The 18,041-nt window shown below is 62.2% G+C and carries 11 protein-coding genes; 5 read left to right on the top strand and 6 right to left on the bottom strand.

Annotated features, from left to right (window positions below; translation table 11 throughout):
- Positions 1 to 91 precede the first annotated feature (91 nt).
- Both PSCI_RS23210 and PSCI_RS23205 read left to right on the top strand, forming a co-directional pair.
- Entirely contained in the window at positions 92 to 6,472 is a 6,381-nt protein-coding gene (locus tag PSCI_RS23210) for a non-ribosomal peptide synthetase (protein ID WP_045491552.1), read from the top strand.
- A gap of 254 nt (positions 6,473 to 6,726) precedes the next feature.
- Positions 6,727 to 7,950, top strand: coding sequence for an RNA-guided endonuclease InsQ/TnpB family protein (locus PSCI_RS23205; protein WP_045491550.1), 1,224 nt, complete (start codon positions 6,727 to 6,729; stop codon positions 7,948 to 7,950).
- Between the two features lie 61 nt (positions 7,951 to 8,011).
- Here PSCI_RS23205 and PSCI_RS23200 read toward each other — a convergent pair whose 3' ends face one another.
- Positions 8,012 to 8,251 (bottom strand): hypothetical protein, encoded by a 240-nt coding sequence (locus PSCI_RS23200; protein ID WP_144403313.1) that lies wholly within the window; start codon positions 8,249 to 8,251, stop codon positions 8,012 to 8,014.
- A 97-nt stretch (positions 8,252 to 8,348) separates the two neighbouring features.
- Complete coding sequence (locus PSCI_RS23195; RefSeq protein ID WP_045491546.1) at positions 8,349 to 9,398, bottom strand: NAD(P)-dependent alcohol dehydrogenase; 1,050 nt, start codon at positions 9,396 to 9,398, stop codon at positions 8,349 to 8,351.
- A 180-nt stretch (positions 9,399 to 9,578) separates the two neighbouring features.
- Here PSCI_RS23195 and PSCI_RS23190 point away from each other — a divergent pair, with 180 nt between their 5' ends.
- Positions 9,579 to 10,484 (top strand): AraC family transcriptional regulator, encoded by a 906-nt coding sequence (locus PSCI_RS23190; protein ID WP_045491544.1) that lies wholly within the window; start codon positions 9,579 to 9,581, stop codon positions 10,482 to 10,484.
- Between the two features lie 334 nt (positions 10,485 to 10,818).
- The gene (locus tag PSCI_RS29885) at positions 10,819 to 11,331 is read left to right on the top strand and encodes a hypothetical protein (RefSeq protein ID WP_084710266.1); all 513 of its coding nucleotides are present in this window, start codon (positions 10,819 to 10,821) and stop codon (positions 11,329 to 11,331) included.
- Positions 11,332 to 11,399: 68 nt separating this feature from the next.
- Here the strand turns inward: PSCI_RS29885 and PSCI_RS23180 are convergent, their stop codons facing one another.
- From PSCI_RS23180 to PSCI_RS23165, 4 genes are all read right to left on the bottom strand, one after another.
- The gene (locus PSCI_RS23180) at positions 11,400 to 12,728 is read right to left on the bottom strand and encodes a DUF3100 domain-containing protein (protein WP_045491542.1); all 1,329 of its coding nucleotides are present in this window, start codon (positions 12,726 to 12,728) and stop codon (positions 11,400 to 11,402) included.
- Between the two features lie 621 nt (positions 12,729 to 13,349).
- Complete coding sequence (locus PSCI_RS23175) at positions 13,350 to 14,507, bottom strand: M20 aminoacylase family protein (protein WP_045491540.1); 1,158 nt, start codon at positions 14,505 to 14,507, stop codon at positions 13,350 to 13,352.
- A gap of 5 nt (positions 14,508 to 14,512) precedes the next feature.
- Positions 14,513 to 16,030, bottom strand: a complete 1,518-nt coding sequence (locus tag PSCI_RS23170; protein ID WP_045491538.1) for an aldehyde dehydrogenase family protein — start codon at positions 16,028 to 16,030, stop codon at positions 14,513 to 14,515.
- Positions 16,031 to 16,033: 3 nt separating this feature from the next.
- Entirely contained in the window at positions 16,034 to 16,924 is an 891-nt protein-coding gene (locus PSCI_RS23165; RefSeq protein ID WP_045491537.1) for an NAD(P)-dependent oxidoreductase, read from the bottom strand.
- Between the two features lie 136 nt (positions 16,925 to 17,060).
- Here PSCI_RS23165 and PSCI_RS23160 point away from each other — a divergent pair, with 136 nt between their 5' ends.
- Positions 17,061 to 17,972 (top strand): LysR family transcriptional regulator, encoded by a 912-nt coding sequence (locus tag PSCI_RS23160; protein WP_045491536.1) that lies wholly within the window; start codon positions 17,061 to 17,063, stop codon positions 17,970 to 17,972.
- Positions 17,973 to 18,041: the final 69 nt, after the last annotated feature.

The raw sequence follows: 18,041 nt of genomic DNA, 5'->3' as shown, positions 1-18,041 counted from the left end.
CGCGCATCAACAAGTTGTCCGGGTTTAAGGGGGCAGGCAGCCCAACAGGGCAGTGCTTGAATACCGCGCAGAATCAGCTGAGACGGATCTTATGAACTCCACCTGCGCCGCTGCCCAAGCCCTTGGGCCTGCCTGTACCGAAACCTTCGCCTTGACCTGTGCCCAGCGTGATATCTGGCTCGATCAACTGAGCCGGGGTGATTCACCGCTGTATAACATCGGCGGGTATGTCGAGCTTGAGGGCAGCCTGGCGCCGGAACTGCTGCAGCGCGCGATTGAACAGCTGGTGGCCCGACACGATGCGTTGCGTACCGTGCTGTTGCCCGGCGCCGGCGCCGACGGCTTGCCGATGCAGCACTTTGCCGGCCACGCAGCCGTGCACCTGCCGCAGTATGACTGTTCACAGTTCGATGACCCCGACAGTGCGGCCCAGGCGTTGATCCAGGAACAGATGCGCCGCAGCTATGCACTTGATGGCGGGCCGCTGTTTCGCTTCTTTCTTATCCGGCTCAACGAGCAGCGACACTTTCTGGCGACCCAGGCGCATCACCTGATTCTTGACGGCTGGGGCTTTGGCCAGATGCTCAAGTCGCTGGGGGAAATCTACAGTGCATTGCTCGCCGGGCAGCCAGCCCCGCAAGCCGCGCCAGCCTATGCCACGTTCGTTGAAGACGATGCCGTGTATCAAGGCTCGCCACGTCATGCCCGTGACCTTGACTGGTGGCTGGATAAATATCGCAGTATCCCGGCACCGCTGCTGACCCCGCGTTATCGCGAAGCACCGACATTGCCGGGACAAAGCCTGGTGCAGCCCTTCAGCGCGGGACTGCACGAGCGCATGAAACAATTGGCCGGCGAGTCTCAGGCATCGGCTTTTCATGTGCTGCTGGCGATGTTGCATGTGTATTTCACCCGCACCGAACAACGCGACGAGTGGGTGGTGGGCATGCCGATCCTCAATCGGGCCGGGGCGCGCTTCAAGTCGACTGTGGGCCTGTTTGCCCAGGTCAGCCCGATCCTCATGCCGTTTGGCCGTGAGCTGAGTTTTGTTGAGCTGCTCAAGGGTATACGTGACGAGTTGCGCCAGGATTTCCGCCACCAGCGCCTGCCACTGAGTGAGCTCAATCGTGCCTTGGGTCTGCTGCGTGAGGACCGTGCGCAGTTGTTCGAGGTCACGGTGTCTTATGAGCAGGACGACCACGACTACCGTTATGGCGACGCATTGGCCCATACCTTCAAGGTCTCCAACCGCCATGAGCCGACGCCGCTGGCCATCCACCTGCGCAGCAACCGCTACAACGACCGGGTGTGGATTCATTACGTGTACAACGAGGCGTATTTCCAGGCCGTCGACATCGAGGCATTGGCTGAACGGTTGATGCATGTGCTGGAACAGGCCCTGGACAACCCAGCCGCGAAAGTGGCCGAGCTGAGCATCGCCACCCCGGCCGAGCAGGCTCAGCTGGATGCATGGAATCGCAGCGAGGCCTGTTACCCACAGGGCTTGGCCATTGATCAGCGCGTGGCCGCGCAGGCTGCCGAACGGCCCGACGCCGTAGCCGCCGTGTATCAGGGCCAAAGCCTGAGCTACGGGCAACTGGAACAGCGCGCCAACGGCTTGGCGGCTCAATTGCTGGCGCAGGGCGTGCAGCCCGATGATCGAGTGGCCGTTGTCGCCCGCCGGGGCCTCGACACGCTGGTGGGTTTGCTGGCGGTGCTCAAGGCCGGTGGTGCATACGTGCCGGTCGACCCGGCGCACCCGGCCGAGCGGCTGGCTTACCTGCTCAGTGACAGCCAGCCCAAGGTGGTGCTGACCTTGAGCGAGCTGGTTGGCCGGCTACCGGTGTTGTCAGTGCCGGTGATCGAACTGGACCGTCTGCCTTTAGCCCAGCTAAACGTCGAGCTGACTCAACGGGCCACGGTCAATAACCTGGCCTACGTGATCTACACCTCCGGCTCCACCGGTTTGCCCAAAGGTGTAATGGTCGAGCACCAGACCCTGAACAACCTGGTGGACTGGCACTGCGAGGCTTTCGATCTGGGCGTGGGCAAGCACACCTCCAGCCTGGCCGGCTTCGGTTTCGATGCCATGGCCTGGGAAGTCTGGCCGGCGCTGTGCAGCGGTGCGACCTTGCATCTGGCCCCGACCCAGGACGGCGAGCAGGACATCGAAGCCTTGCTCGACTGGTGGCGGGCTCAGCCGCTGGACGTCAGCTTCTTGCCGACCCCGGTAGCGGAATACGCCTTTAGCCAGCAACAGCCGCACCCGACCCTCAAGACCCTGTTGATCGGCGGTGACCGGCTGCGCCAGTTCCTGCGTGATCCAGGCTTTGCGGTGGTCAATAACTACGGCCCGACCGAAGCCACGGTGGTGGCGACCTCTGGCGTCATGCAGGTGGGTGAGCTGCTGCATATCGGCAAGCCGATGGCCAATGCCAAAGCTTACGTGCTGGACGAGCAGCAACAGCCGGTGCCAATCGGTGTGGTCGGTGAGCTGTATATCGGCGGTGCCGGTGTGGCTCGCGGTTATCTGAACCGTGAAGACCTCACCGCTGAGCGTTTTTTGACTGACCCGTTCAATGGCGGGCGGATGTACCGCACCGGCGACCTGGTGCGCTGGCTGGCCGATGGCAATCTCGAATATCTGGGCCGTAATGACGACCAGGTGAAGATCCGCGGTGTGCGGGTCGAGCTGGGCGAGATTGAAGCCGCGCTGAGCAGCCATGCGGCCGTCAAGGATGCGGTGGCGCAGGTGCATGACGGGCAACTGTTGACCTGGTTCACCGAGCTTTCGCCGGTCGATCCCGGCGCTCTGCACGAGCATCTCAAGTTGTGTCTGCCGGCGGCCTTGCTGCCGAACGCTTATGTACGCATGGCGCAATGGCCGCTGACTGCCAACGGCAAGCTGGACCGCCGCGCCTTGCCTGCACCCGACGCCGAGGCCCTGTTGCGTCGCGAGTATCAGGCGCCCGAAGGCGAAACCGAAACCGTTCTGGCGGCATTGTGGGCCGAGCTGCTGGGGGTTGAGCAGGTGGGCCGTCAGGATCATTTCTTTGAGCTGGGCGGGCATTCGCTGCTGGCCGTGAAACTGATCGAACGCATGCGCCAGCAGGGCCTGAGCGCCGATGTGCAGGTGCTGTTCGGCCAGCCGACCCTGGCCAACCTCGCCGCTGCGGTGGGCCGTAACCGTGAAGTGAGCGTGGCGGCCAATCGCGTGCCGGCCGATTGTGAACACATCACCGGTGACATGCTGGCGCTGCTGCAACTGGACCAGGCCAACATTGAGCGGATCGTCGCCACAGTACCGGGCGGGGCGCGCAATGTGCAGGAAATCTACCCGCTGGCGCCGCTGCAGGAAGGCTTGCTCTATCACCATATGACCGCCGGTGAGCGCGATCCCTATCAACAGCATGCGCTGTTCGCGTTTGCCAGCCGCGAGTGTTTCGAGGCGTTTGCGGCGGCCCTGCAGCAGGTGATTGATCGTCACGACATTCTGCGCACCAGCCTGTTCTGGGAGGGGCTTGAGCAACCGGTGCAGGTGGTCTGGCGTGAGGCCCGCCTAAGCGTTGAAAACCTGAGCCTGGATGCCCGGCAGGGCGATGCGCAGCAGCAATTGCGCGAGCGTTTCGATGCCGCGCGGCGCCCGCTGGATATTTGCCGCGCACCGATGATGGCGCTGGCCGGTGCTGAAGATGTGCAGCAAGGGCGTTGGCTGGGGCTGTTGCAGTTCCACCACCTGATCAACGACGCCACCTCCACGGCGGTGCTGATGGCCGAAATTCATGCCCTGTTGCAGGGGGCCGGTGCGACCCTGAGCGCACCGGTGCCGTATCGCAATTATGTGGCCCAGGCCGGGGCGGGCAATCATCAGGCCGGGCATGAGGTGTTCTTCCGTGAATGGCTGGGAGATATTGACGAGCCGACCCTGGCCTTCGACCTGCGTGAGCGCCCGCTCGACGACCGTGACCATCAAGAGGCGCGGGCCTGGCTGGACCAGCGCCTGGCCGAGCGCTTGCGTCATGAGGCGCGGCATTGGGGTGTCAGCCCGGCCAGCCTCTATCACTTGGCCTGGGCCCAGGTGCTGAGCCTGCTGGCCGGGCGCGACGATGTGGTGTTCGGTACGGTACTGCTCGGCCGTCTGCTGGCCGGCGACGGTGCCGACCGGGCCATGGGCATGTTCATCAATACCTTGCCGCTGCGGGTCAAGCTCGCCGGCCAGAGTGTCAGCCGCGCTGCTGTTGATGTGCATGGGCGGCTGGCCGCGCTGCTGGCCCATGAGCATGCGCCGCTGGCGCAGGTGCTGCGGTGCAGCGCGCTGACGGGCAGTACGCCGCTGTTCAACAGCCTGCTCAATTACCGGCATGCAGCAAATCAGGATGAAGCAAAACTGCCGGGTATCGAGCTATTGAGCAGCACTGAAGTGGTTAGCTACGCCCTGATGCTGGCAGTCGACGACACGGACAGCGGTTTCCGGCTCAGCGCGCGGGTGCCGCGCCAGATCGGCGCGCAACGGGTTCTGGACTATCTGCGCACCGCCATCGAGGGGCTGGTTCAGGCACTGGAGTGCGAGCCGCATAAACCTTTACATCAGGTGGCGGTCACCCCTGATCACGAAGTCCGGCGCTGGTGGCTGGACTACAACGCAACCGCTACCCACTGGCCCATCGAGCAGGGCGTGCAAACCCTGTTCGAGGCTCAGGTGCGGCGCACGCCTGAGGCCATCGCCCTGCAAGCCGCAGACCGCAGCCTGAGCTATGCCCAGCTCAACGTTGAAGCCAACCGCCTGGCGCATCGGTTGATTGCCCTCGGGGTCAAACCTGATCAGCGAGTGGCCTTGTGCGTGGAGCGCGGTGTGGAGCTGGTCGTCGGTTTGCTGGGCATTCTCAAGGCCGGCGGCGCCTATGTGCCGCTGGACCCCGGCTACCCGGCCGAACGTCTGGACTACATGCTGCGCGACAGCGCGCCGGTGGCGCTAATGGTGCATGCCGCGACCCGCGCGCAACTGAGCCTGCATGAGCTCCCGCGGCTTGATTTCGACCAGTGCGACTGGCAGCAACATCCCGACAGCAACCCGCAGCCTGTCGGTTTCAGCGCCGCCAACCTGGCGTACATGATCTACACCTCAGGCTCTACCGGCACCCCCAAGGGGGTGATGATCGAGCATCGCGGTTTATGCAACCTGGTGCACTGGGGCTCGCAACTGATCCCGCCGCGTCCGGATGCGGCATTACTGCAAAAGGCGCCGTTCAGCTTCGACGGTTCGGTGTGGGAGTTCTTCTGGCCGCTGACCGCCGGGCTGCGGCTGGTGCTGGCCGCGCCGGACGGGCATCGCGACCCGGACTATCTGGTGCGTGAGGTTCGCCAGCGGCGCATCAGTGTGGTCAAGTTCGTGCCGGCGCTGTTGCAGCAGTTTCTCGATGCCGAGGGTGTCGAGCAGTGCACCAGCCTGACCGATGTGGTGTGTGGCGGCGGCGAGCTGACGGCCTCGCTGGCCCGTCAGGTTCGTGAGCGCTTGCCGCAGGTGCGGCTGCACAACGTCTATGGCCCCACCGAGGCCACCGTAGACAGCAGCGCCTTCACGCTGGAGCCGCACATGCCGCTGCCGGACAATGCGCTACCGATTGGTTGTCCCTTGCCCAATACCCGTGCCTACGTGCTCGATGCCCATGACCGGCCGGTGCCGCAAGGCGTGAGCGGCCAGTTGCATGTTGGCGGGGTAGGCGTTGCGCGTGGCTATAAAGGCTTGAGTCAACATAACGCCGAGCGCTTTATCGCCAGCCCCTTTGTAGCCGGTGACCGGCTGTACCGAACGGGCGATCTGGTGCGTATGGAGGCAGACGGTAATCTGGTGTTTCTCGGCCGCAATGACTTCCAGGTCAAGCTGCATGGCTTGCGCCTGGAGCTGGGCGAGATCGAAGCGCGGCTGATGCAGCATGTGGCGCTGCACGAGGTGGTGGTGCTGCTGCGTGAACAGCGTCTGGTGGCCTATTTCACCCTGCTGGCGGGGCATTGTGCGCCGGGTATCGAAGCTCTGCGCGCCCATGTGCTTGAACAGCTGCCGGATTACATGACCCCTTCGGCGTTCGTCTGCCTGCCGGTCATGCCGCTTAGCCCCAACGGCAAAGTCGAGCGCAAGGCGCTGCCCGAACCCGGCCAGGACGCGGTGCTCAGCCGTGACTATCGGGCGCCGGAAGGCGACACCCAGACCACCCTGGCGCGGATCTGGGCGCAATTGCTGGGGGTCGAGCGGGTAGGGCGCGACGACAACTTCTTCGAGTTGGGCGGTCACTCGTTGCTGGCCGTGACCCTGGTGGCACGGATGCGCCAGGCCGGCCTGCACGTGGATGCCCGCGCGCTGTTCAGCCATCCGACCCTGGCGGATCTGGCGCTGCACACCCGGCATGAGGCGCAGCAGCCACAGGTCATTCCGGCGACCACCATCCCGAGCCTGAACCGCAAACGCAGGATTTGACCATCGGGGCGCGACAAGCCCCGCCGTTCAGGGCGGGGAAGGATAGCGCGGACGGCGTAGCCGTCCCTGGTTGCTGTGGGGTGGCTGCTGCTGTTCGATGGACGCACCACCACAGGATTATGCGAAGTAACATGGCGACACAGATGCCCTTCTACGGCGGTATTTCGTTACAAAGACCCCATGGGCATGCATCTTGAAAACACCGTGCCGTCCGCGCCTAATGGCGTCTTCATTGCTCATGGCTCAAGAGCAGCATGCAACGACTTCAAGCCTTCAAGTACGAACTCATGCCAGACGGCCGGCAGGAGCGGCAAATGCGCCGCTTTGCGGGCTCCTGTCGCTTCGTCTTCAACAAGGCGCTGGCGTTGCAGAAGGAACGTCACGAGCAAGGCGAGAACAAGCTCGGCTATGCGGGCCTGTGCAAGTTGCTGACCGAGTGGCGCAATAGCCCGCCAACCGCATGGCTGGCCGATGCGCCTGTTCACCCGTTGCAACAGAGCCTCAAGGATCTGGGACGGGCCTACGCCAACTTCTTCGCCAAGCGAGCCGACTTTCCCCGGTTCAAGAAGAAGGGGCAGAACAACAGCTTGCGCTATCCCGACCCGAAACAGATCAAGCTCGACCAGACCAACAGCCGCCTGTTTCTGCCCAAGCTGGGCTGGCTGCGCTACCGCAACAGCCGCGAGACGCTGGGTACTGTGAAGAACATCACCGTGAGCCAGTCGTGTGGCAAGTGGTTCGTGAGCATCCAGACCGAACGCGAGATTGATGAGCAGCCCACGGCACAGGGTGCGGCAATCGGCATCGACATGGGCATTGCCCGGTTCGCCACGCTTTCGGATGGCTCGTTCTACGCACCCCTTAACAGCTTCAAACGCCATGAGACCGCGCTGTGCAAAGCGCAGCAGGCGATGAGCCGCAAGGTCAGATTCAGCCGCAACTGGAAGAAGGCGAAAGCTTGCGTCCAGCGCATTCATTCCCGAATCGGCAATGCCCGCCGCGACTACCTGCACAAGTGCTCCACCACGATCAGCCAAAACCACGCGATGGTGTGTATCGAGGACTTGCAGGTACGCAATATGTCCAGGTCGGCGGCAGGCACGGCAGAGGCGCCGGGAAGAAACGTTCGGGCCAAGTCTGGCCTGAACAGGTCCATCCTCGATCAGGGCTGGTTCGAGTTCCGCCGCCAACTGGACTACAAGCTGGCGTGGCGCGGCGGCTGGCTGATTGCCGTGCCGCCGCGAGATACCAGCCGCACGTGCCCGTGTTGCGGCCATGTGTCGGCGGCCAACCGCCAGACGCAGGCGCTGTTCAGGTGCGTGGGATGTGGTTTCGAAGGCAACGCCGATGTGGTCGGGGCGATCAATGTACTAAGGGCGGGACACGCCCGGTTAGCCTGTGAAGTGAGCGCAGAGGTCATGGCGCCAGCAGCAGGAACCTACCGAAGCGACTCGGGGGCGGCCCGATGCCGCGCCTGAGCGCCGTAGGAATCTCCGGCCTTCAGGCCGGGGAGGATGTCAAGTCGTCGTCAGCCAGCGCTCAGGCCTGGCTGCGCAGCACAGCCATCCTGCGGCTGACCGACGAGCTGAACACCCGCTCCAGGGTGTCCAGCTCGGCCTGCGCCAAGCCTTGAGAACAGGCCAGGCCGAGGGTAAAGCCCTCGGCAACCCCGGCGAGCCGGGACATTTCCAGCACCCCGTCGGCGCGTTCGATATCGGCCAGAATCTGAATGGCTTCGGTCTTCACAGCATCGGGTATCAGCAGGTCGGGCAGAGACATGAGCTTCACCATATGAGGACTATCTGGGCACTCAGCGTAACAGCAAAACCGCGAGCCGGTGCGGCCCCGGAGCAATCACCGGCAAGCCAGGGATAGCTCAGGGCGCCAGGGTGGCGTTGTCGATCACAAAGCGATACTTGACGTCCCCCTTGAGCATCCGCTCGTAGGCTTGGTTGATCTGTTCGGCAGCGATCAGCTCGATGTCCGAGACGATGTTGTGTTCGGCGCAGAAGTCGAGCATTTCCTGGGTTTCAGCGATGCCGCCGATCATCGAACCGGCCAGGGTGCGGCGTTTGGTGATCAGATTGAACACGTTAGGCGAAGGATGCGGCGAAGCTGGCGCGCCGACCAGGGTCATGCAGGCATCGCGCTTGAGTAGCACCAGCAGGGCATCAAGGTCGTGGGGCGCCGCCACGGTGTTGAGGATCAAATCGAAACTCTTGCGGTGGGCGGCCAGTTCGTCCGGATTACCGGTCACCACCACTTCATCGGCACCCAGCTGCCGCGCCGCTTCACGCTTGGACTCGGAAGTGGTGAAGGCCACCACATGGGCGCCCAAGGCGTGGGCCAGCTTGATGCCCATGTGCCCCAGGCCACCGATACCAACAATGCCGACTTTCTTACCCGGGCCGATGTTCCAGTGGCGCAGCGGCGACCAAGTCGTGATGCCGGCACACAGCAGCGGCGCCACGGCGGCCAGTTGTGCTTGAGGATGGCGAATGCGCAATACATAACGCTGGTGCACCACAATCTGCTGCGAGTAGCCGCCAAGGGTGTGGCCAGGGGCGTCCGGGGTCGGGAAGTTGTAGGTGCCGATCATGCCGTCGCAGTAGTTTTCCAGCCCTTGGTCGCAGTCTTCACAGTGCTGGCAACTGTCAACGATGCAGCCGACGCCGACCAGATCACCGACTTCAAACGCTGCAACATGCGCGCCCTTGGCGGTAACCCGACCGACGATTTCGTGACCGGGCACACAGGGAAACTGAGTGCCGGCCCATTCAGCACGCACCTGATGCAGGTCGGAGTGGCAGATACCGCAGAAGGCGATGTCGATCTGCACATCGTCGGCGCCAGGCGCGCGGCGGGTGATTTGCAACGGAACGAGCGGCTGGTCGCCAGCATGGGCGCCGTAAGCATGGATGGTCATGGGAAAACTCCAGGCGGTTGGTCGTGATCAACATTTTTCCGGGTAACGACCAGAACCGGCTAACGTATTTCGCTGGATTTCTTGCCTGATCCGCTGGCTGTGCACATTTTCAGTAGGAGCACTCTGGCGGCCGAATTATTCTGCACATCTCAAGCAAATAGCCTGCAGGTTCGCTCGCCCATGACCACCCCACAAGCTTCACTGGCCCGCCTGATCGCTCGGCAGGTTGCCGAACCGGGAGACCTTGAAACGGCCATCAGCGGGCTGACCCTGTACCGGCGTAACGAGCTGGCGCCGCCCCAAAGCTGCATGGTGCCGCCCAGCATCGTGTTGGTCGCTCAGGGCGCCAAGCAGCTCTGGGCGGGCGGTGAGGGCTTTGCTTACGACAGTTCGCGGTTTCTGGTCACCTCGCTTGACCTGCCGGCCAACTCAGAAGTGACCCAGGCCAGTCCTGAACAGCCGTGCCTGGGGTTGGTGTTCAAACTGGACCTGCGGGTCATGGCGGAGCTGATTGCGTTGGGCGGCCTGGCGCTCAGTCGTGACAAAACCCCCGGCAAGAGTGTCGGCATCGGCACCGCCACCCCGGCGATCCTGACGCCGATGGTGCGCTTGCTGGAATTGCTCGATGAGCCCGAGGCCATTGCGGTGCTGGCGCCGATGGTCCAGCGCGAGATTCATTACCGGCTGCTATGCGGCGACCAAGGCGCCAAACTGCGCCAGATCGTCAGTGTCGACAGTCAGGGGCACCGGATCGCGCGGGCGATTGACTGGCTGAAACTCAACTACGCCAAGGCGCTGCGAGTCGAAGAACTGGCGGCGCGGGTGCAGATGAGTTCGCCGACTTTCCATCATCATTTTCGCCAACTCACCGCCATGAGCCCGTTGCAGTACCAGAAGTGGCTGCGCCTGACCGAAGCCCGGCGGCTGATGCTCAACGAGCATCTGGACGTCTCCAGTGCGGCGTTCAAGGTGGGTTATGAAAGCCCTTCGCAATTTAGCCGCGAGTATGGGCGATTGTTTGGCATTGCACCCAAACGCGACATTATCCAGTTGCGAGAACTGGCCGCAGCACAGTTGTTGGCGTGAGTGGCAGATTTACGTCATTTTTGCGAAGTACCGAAGAAGACCGCTTAGGTATTGAGAAATATTTGGCGCTTTTAGAACGTTTATTCATGAATTGAAGGTGGATAGATCAATAAGCGATATCTATCGCATCGGTATCGCAGCGATGCTGATTAGCTGTTTCGCAATAGCGTCGAATCATCCGCTATAGCCAGCGGTTCGTGCGCATGCACGACCTTTTCCCGGTTGTGTGCCCCATGGGGTGCTGCTGTTTCGGCATCTTGTGCGCAACCGGCAAATTCTTAGAATCGGCGCCATCAAGCAGTTATTCACGCTTATCGATAACGGAGTTTCGATCATGATGAACGCAATGCAGATGCCGATGAACACTTCCATGCCAATGATGCCGATGATGGGCATGCCGATGATGATGGCGACCATGAAGTGCGAAATGATGGCCGACGCCATGATGTGCACCATGAAGCCTGCGGCCGGCATGGACATGGCCATGTTCAAGAACAACGCCGAAATGATGGCGATGATGATGAACTGCGGCATGCCGATGATGATGCATTGCGGCAACATGGCGATGATGTGCATGTCCGAGAACGGCATGAACATGATGAACATGATGACCGGCATGAACATGCCAATGATGATGCCGATGGGCATGCCCATGCCGATGATGAAGTGCATGATGACCTGCACCATCGAAGCCGACTGCATGAAGTGCATGATGATGCCGATGCCAGGCATGAGCATGGAGATGATGAACAACTGCTGCATGCTGATGAACAAGATGATGAACGACTGCAGCATGCCCATGATGATGAGCTGCAATGGTATGCCGATGATGTGCTGCACTTGCTGATTCGAACCGCTGAATGAAAAAAGCCCGCCAGTTCGCACTGGCGGGCTTTTTTCATGAACATTTGTCGATCAGTGGAAGAACTCGGCAATCAGCACCGCGCCAATAAAGGTGCCGAAGTTGGCCAGAAACGAGACCAGCACGATGCGCCAGCCCAGGCGCCGGAACGCTGGCAGGTCTTTGGCGATCGACAGACCGGCGAAGGCCAGCATGGGTGTGATCACCGCCAGCATGTTGATCGAACCCACCAGCCGGGAAATCTCTGCCGCCCATGGGCACAGCGGTGAAGTCAGCAGCATGGCGACCACCGAGACGGTGCACACCGCCGGGATCTTGCGGCGCAGCAGCGAGCAGAGCAGTTCACCGACAAATACTGCACCAATCATGATCGCCATACCGGCAAACGCATCGGGTGACAGCACTTTGTAGCCGACATAGTTGGCCAGCAGTGCCAAGCCACCGGCAGCGAACCAGGCACTGATACGACCCAGCCAGCCCAGGTCTGGGGTCTCCAGCGACACTTCGTTGCTGGCTGGACCATTGTCGAACACCGAGGCCTTGGTGGTGCGACCGATCAGCGGCTCTAGTACCCGGTAACCCCAGACTGCCAGTGGCAGCGAGATAAACAGGGTGAAGTAGGTGCCCAAGGTGGTAGTGATCAGGTTGGCAGCGGCCGCCAGGGCCATGACTTCCTTGGCCACTTCAGGCGTCTGTTGCGCTGCGATGGCGCCTGCTGCGGCGGCCATCATGCTGCCCGAGCCAATGCCCGAACCCATGGCCAGTGATTTAGGGTCGAAAATCCCCAGGCTGGTGATGAAGCCGGCGACGATGGCAATGAACAACGCACCAAACAACGTACCGGTCAGGTATTCCGCCAGTACGCCACGGCCCTCCGGCGAATCCATGCCGTAACGCTCACCGATGATCGCCAGGCTCGGCTCGCGACCTACCGAGAAGGTCGCACCGATCGCTTCACGCTTGATACCCAGCAGCAGCGCCACCGGCAGGCCGAGAATCACCGTGCCGACAAAATGCCCGAACTCCTGAAACACCAGCGCCCAGCCAGACGCCATGACCACCGGCAGCGAACCGCCGACCACCAGCCCCAGCTTGGCGATAAACACCAGTAGCGCCGGCTGCAGAATGGCTGCCGCGCGGGCCTGGGCGCGTTTGTCGATGGCCAGGCTGCCAGGCAGGCGATGACTGGCGATCCCGATCGCAGCACCGATCAGCAGGGCCCAGACCATGGGCAGCAGCACGACCTTGCCGGGCCCCAGCGGAATGCTCAGGGCGCCGATCACTTCGGCGATGATGAGGATGATTGCAGCCCAGATGTACAGCTTGACCGTGGCTGAGACGGCATTGTGCTCGCGCACGGCGAGCGTGTTGGCGTGATGCATATGAATCCCCTTGCCTGCTGGGCACCGGTCAGGATGGCCCAATAGTTGTTGTGTTGTCAGGGAGCGCCTTGCGGCACTCAGGGCAGAAAGCAAATCCATGGCAGGCATGGAGTGTCGCGATTGATCTTTTTATAGGCACCGCAAGTGGCGGGGCGTCCTCAGTATGGCCAGCACCTGGGCGCACTCCAATATTCTGAATTTCATTTGTTGTTGCTTAAAACAGAACGCACAAACGCCAGGCGCAGAAGCTCAGCCGCTGTCGCGGACTGGCCGGGCGGCGATTCGCTTTAGCCGGGAAGTCTTCGCGGCTAAAGCCGCTCCTACCGGGTAATGCCGATCAGTTAAGTGATCTTGCGGCCGAGCTTGGTTCTAGTGGGAGGGGCCGGTCGGCGCCCCGGTCTGCCCGCGACAGGGCCAGTAAAACCGGCACATTTGCTACTATCTCACCGCAGCAGTCGTCAGCAGAGCTGCCTCCCACAAAGGCCGCGCTGCCCTTAACTGATCGGCATTAGCGTGTAGGACCGGCTTTAGCCGGGAAGCTTTCTCGGCTAAAGCCGGTCCTACCGGGGACATGGAGACAGGAAAGGGCAAGCGGGGGCCGGGCGGCCCCCGCGCAGTGGCTCAGCGAGCCGGCAGGTTCTGTTCGACCAGGGCGGTCCAGACCGCAACGCCGGGCTCGATGACCTGGTCGTTGAAGTCGTAGTAGGGGTTATGCAGGGCGGCTGAAGGCTGTTGACCATCGACGCCCATCCAGATGTAAGCACCGGGGCAGGCTTGTAGCATGAAGGCGAAGTCTTCCGAGGCCATTGAAGGGTTGCAACCAAACTGTACGTTGCTTTCGCCCAACGCAGACTGCGCTGCTTGGCACACTATCTGCGCCTCAGTCGGGTGGTTTTCGGTGACCGGATACCCGACGTTGTAGCTCAGCGCACCGTGCACGCCAAAGGCGGCGGGCAACTGTTCGACGAATTCGCCAATCAGTTGCTGGACCTTTTCACGCACCGGGGTTTGCAGGCAGCGTACGGTTCCACGCAGCGTGGCGGTTTCCGGCAGCACGTTGATCGCTTCCCCCGCATTGATCTGGGTGACACTGATCACCGCACTGTCCAGCGGTGACAGGCGCCGGGAGGTGATGGTCTGCAAGCCGAGAATCAGTTCGGCCGCCGCGACAATCGGATCGAAGCCACGGTCGGGCATTGCCGCATGCGAGCCCTTGCCGGTCAGGACAATTTCAAAGGTATCCAGCGAGGCCATCATCGGCCCCGGATTGACCAGCACCTTGCCGGCCGGCACCCCGGGCCAGTTGTGCAGGCCATAAATGGCTTGCATCGGAAAACGCTCGAACAGGCCGTCTTCGATCATCTTCTGGGCACCGCCCAGGTTCTCTTCAGCCGGCTGGAACACCAGATAAACAGTGCCGCTGAAGCGGCGCGTCTCGCTCAAGTGCCGGGCGGTGGCCAGCAGGATCGCGGTATGCCCGTCATGGCCGCAGGCATGCATGCAGCCCTGATGGGTCGAGCGGTGCGCGCACTGGCCCAGTTCCTGGATCGGCAAGGCGTCCATGTCGGCGCGAATGCCAATCGCCGGCCCTTCACCGTTGCGCAGCACGCCGACCACCCCGGTGCCACCCAGGCCACGATGCACCTCGATCCCGAAACTCTCCAGCAGGCTGGCGACCCGCTCGCTGGTCTGCACTTCATGAAAGCCCAGTTCGGGCGCGGCATGAAACTGACGCCGCCACACGGTGGCGTCGTCGATCAATTTGGCTGAAATAGTCATTGCAGTTACTCCAGGCTCGCGCCGTAGCCGAAACTGGCCGCCGGGATGGCAGCTGTTTCGACCCAGACGCTTTTCACTTCACTGTATTCGCGCAAGGCATCCAGCCCCGAAGAGCGACCATAGCCGCTTTCACCATAGCCACCAAACGGCGAGCTGACATGGATGGTCTTGTAGCCGTTGATCCAGAACGTGCCAGCCCGGACCTGTTTTGCCACGCGGTGGGCTCGCCCGACATCGCGGGTCCAGACCGCGCCAGCGAGGCCGAAACGGCTGTCGTTGGCGATGCGGATGGCCTCGGCCTCGTCTTCGAAGGGAATCGCTACCACCACCGGGCCGAAGATTTCTTCCTGGGCACAGTGCAGGGCGTTGTGACCTGACAATACCGTGGGGTTGATGTAGTAGCCGGGTCGTGCAGGAACCGGTTCGGCACCTTCGCCCACCAACTGTGCGCCGTCTTGCAAGGCACGCTCGACCATGGTTTTCACATGGCTGTACTGCTTGGGGTTATTGATCGGGCCGATCTGGGTCTGCGGATCGCTTGGGTCACCGACCACAAATTGCTGCGCGGCACTGGCCAGCGCCTGGGTGAACTTGTCGAAGATCGAGGCCTGGACCAGCAGCCGCGAGCCGGACACGCAGCTTTGCCCGGCGCCGGAGAAGATCGCTGCCTGGGCGCCACGCAGCGCCACGTCGAGATCGGCGTCGGCGAATACGATATTGGCTGACTTGCCGCCCAGCTCCAGCACCGCCGGGATGCAGCGCTGTGCAGCGGCGCTGGCAATGTGGCGGCCGGTGGCCGGCGAGCCGACGAACACCACCTTGCGGATATCGGCGCCGGCAATCAATTGCTGACCGATGCTATGGCCGAAACCGGCCACCACGTTGACCAGGCCCTTGGGTACACCGGCACGCTCGACCAGCACGCCGATGACCAGCGACGACAGCACGGTCAGCTCCGAAGGCTTGAGGATCACCGCGTTACCGGCGGCGATTGCCGGTGCGACCTGCCAGCCGCAGGTGAACACCGGCGCATTCCATGGGGTGATCTGCAGTACCGTGCCAAGTGGTTCATAGGTGACGTAGTTGAGGTGCGAGGTCGGCACCGGAATCACTTCACCGTGCAGTTTGTCGGCCCAGCCGGCGTAGTACTCGAACATCTCGGCGACCTTGGCCACTTCGACCTGCGCGTCCCGGATCGGCTTGTTGGCGCTCAACGACTCGATCTGTGCCAACGCCTCGCTGTGCTGGCGAATCTGCGCGCCGACCTGGTACATGGCGCGGCCACGGGCCTGGGCGGTCATTGCCCACCATTGTTGCTGAGCGGTGCCGGCGGCGTTGCTGGCGACCTCGACCAGTGACTGATCGGCATCGGGGTAGCTCAGCATCAGGCTGTCGTCGTGGGCGTTGCGCACTTCAATCGGGGTGCCGTGGCCCGCAATGAACTCACCGCCAACATAACTGGCGATGACCTGACGATCGCCCCAGAACGGCTGCATCAACTCGATAATCTTGTGCATGCTCATGGTTTATTCCTCACGGCCAAACAGGGCGTTGTCGGTGCGCTGCACGATGCAGCAGAAGTCTGCGCCGTCGGGCAGGGTGGCGCTGCTGTCTTGCCATAGCTGCGCAACGGTGCGTGCCAGCGGCAGGTCGAGATCCATACTTGCTGCAAGATCGCTGGCCAGCCCCACATCCTTGCGCATCAGGCCCATGCTGAAACCTGAGTCATAGGCTTTGTTCAGCACCCAGGTCGGAAACATCACCTGGCTGGCGCCACTGCGCCCGGAGCCGGCATTGAGGCCCTGCAGGAGTTTTTCCGGGTCTACACCGGCCTTGGCGGCCATGCTCACGGCTTCGGCGGTGGTAATCAGGTGCGCGGCGGCGAGCATGTTGTTGGCGATCTTGGCCACGTTGCCGGCGCCACAGCTACCAATGTGCACACGGCTGCCGCTCATGGCTTCGAGCACCGGCATGACCTTGGCCAAGTCTGCTTCGTCGCCGCCGATGACCATCGACATGCTGCCGGTGGCTGCGCCTTTGGGGCCGCCAGATACTGGTGCATCCATGAACGCAATGCCTTTGTCGCGCAGCGCCGCCGCCACTTTGCGGCTGGCCTCCGGCGTTGAGGTGGTGGTGTCGATCACCACCAGGCCCTCGCGGCCCAGTTCGATGATGCCTTGCTCACCCAGGCACACCGCCTCGACATGCTCGGCCTTGGGCAACGACAGGATCAGCACGTCAACGGCCTTGATCAACTCGTCACGTGCCGCAACCGGCTTGACGCCTTTGTCCTGCGCCTGGGCCAATGCGGCAGGCGACAGGTCGAAGCCTCGTACATCGAATCCCTTGCCGGCCAGCGTGGCCGCCATGCCGCCGCCCATATTGCCCAGCCCGATTACGCCCACCTTGAATGTCATGTCGCACGCTCGCTGTTATTCGAAATCATGAATGAAGTGAATGAAGCCAATGGGTCGAGTATGGACAGCCCTCAGTCATCGCAGCAATAATCGGTCAAACCCAATTCTGTTGCTTTTATAGCAACACAGGAGCCTTATGAGTCTGGTTCAGGATCGGCGCATTCTGTATTTCTTCGAGGCCGTACGGCTGGGCAGCGTGCGTGCCGCGGCGGACTTTCTCGACGTGGCGGCCTCGGCGGTCAGCCGCCAGATCGCCCAGCTTGAACACGAACTGGGCAGCCCGCTGCTGGAGCGCCATCGGCGCGGAGTAAAGCCCACCGAGGCCGGTGAACGGGTCTTGCTTTACTACCGTCAGCGGCTCTCGCAACAGGAGGTGTTGCTCGATTCACTGCAGGCATTGCGTGGCTTGCAGAGCGGTTCGGTGGTGCTGGCGATCGGCGAGGGTTTTATTGATGGCCTGGTCGCGCCGCTGAGCCGGTTCTCCGAGCAGTACCCGCGCATCGACCTGCAGGTCAACGTGTGTGGCACTAACGAAGTGATTCGCCAGGTCGTCGAGGATGAAGCTCACCTGGGCCTGGTATTCAACCCGCCCACCGACCCCAAGATCCGCTCCCATGCACATACCCGCCAGCCGGTGTGCGTCGCGGTCAGCCCGGAGCATCCCTTGGCGCAGCAAACCGAGCCATTGCCGCTCAAGGGGCTGGACAGCTATCGGTTGGCGTTGCCTGGGGTGTCATACGGGATTCGCCAGATCGTCACCCAGGCCGAACACCGCCTGGGGTTAACCCTGACGCCGACGCTGACTTGCAGCACCTTCGCCATGCTCAAGCGGTTTTCGATGCGTGGTGGAGTGACCTTGATGCCGATCTTTATCATGGAAGACGAGATCCGCAATGGTCAGTTGGTGGCGTTGCCGCTGGAGAGCGAGATCTTCAGCACCCCGGAAACTCACCTGATCAGCCGCCTGGGCCGTCAGTTGAGCGTGGGTGCCAGCCGCCTGTTGAGCATGGTCCTGCAGGACATGACGGCTTTCAAGGGCGAGGGTTAGATACCCGAATATGGCCCGTAGGAGCGGCTTTAGCTGCGAAGCCTTTCGCAGCTAAAGCTGCTCCAGTGG

The sequence above is a fragment of the Pseudomonas sp. StFLB209 genome (assembly GCF_000829415.1).
In the GTDB taxonomy this organism is placed as follows: domain Bacteria; phylum Pseudomonadota; class Gammaproteobacteria; order Pseudomonadales; family Pseudomonadaceae; genus Aquipseudomonas.
This window is presented reverse-complemented; position numbering and strand designations above follow the sequence as displayed.

Coding starts and splice junctions, on each gene's coding strand:
- PSCI_RS23165 (WP_045491537.1), bottom strand. CDS start 16,924: ATGACATTCAAGGTGGGCGTAATCGGGCTGGGCAATATGGGCGGCGGC.
- PSCI_RS29885 (WP_084710266.1), top strand. CDS start 10,819: ATGATGAACGCAATGCAGATGCCGATGAACACTTCCATGCCAATGATG.
- PSCI_RS23205 (WP_045491550.1), top strand. CDS start 6,727: ATGCAACGACTTCAAGCCTTCAAGTACGAACTCATGCCAGACGGCCGG.
- PSCI_RS23175 (WP_045491540.1), bottom strand. CDS start 14,507: ATGACTATTTCAGCCAAATTGATCGACGACGCCACCGTGTGGCGGCGT.
- PSCI_RS23190 (WP_045491544.1), top strand. CDS start 9,579: ATGACCACCCCACAAGCTTCACTGGCCCGCCTGATCGCTCGGCAGGTT.
- PSCI_RS23160 (WP_045491536.1), top strand. CDS start 17,061: ATGAGTCTGGTTCAGGATCGGCGCATTCTGTATTTCTTCGAGGCCGTA.
- PSCI_RS23180 (WP_045491542.1), bottom strand. CDS start 12,728: ATGCATCACGCCAACACGCTCGCCGTGCGCGAGCACAATGCCGTCTCA.
- PSCI_RS23200 (WP_144403313.1), bottom strand. CDS start 8,251: ATGTCTCTGCCCGACCTGCTGATACCCGATGCTGTGAAGACCGAAGCC.
- PSCI_RS23210 (WP_045491552.1), top strand. CDS start 92: ATGAACTCCACCTGCGCCGCTGCCCAAGCCCTTGGGCCTGCCTGTACC.
- PSCI_RS23195 (WP_045491546.1), bottom strand. CDS start 9,398: ATGACCATCCATGCTTACGGCGCCCATGCTGGCGACCAGCCGCTCGTT.
- PSCI_RS23170 (WP_045491538.1), bottom strand. CDS start 16,030: ATGAGCATGCACAAGATTATCGAGTTGATGCAGCCGTTCTGGGGCGAT.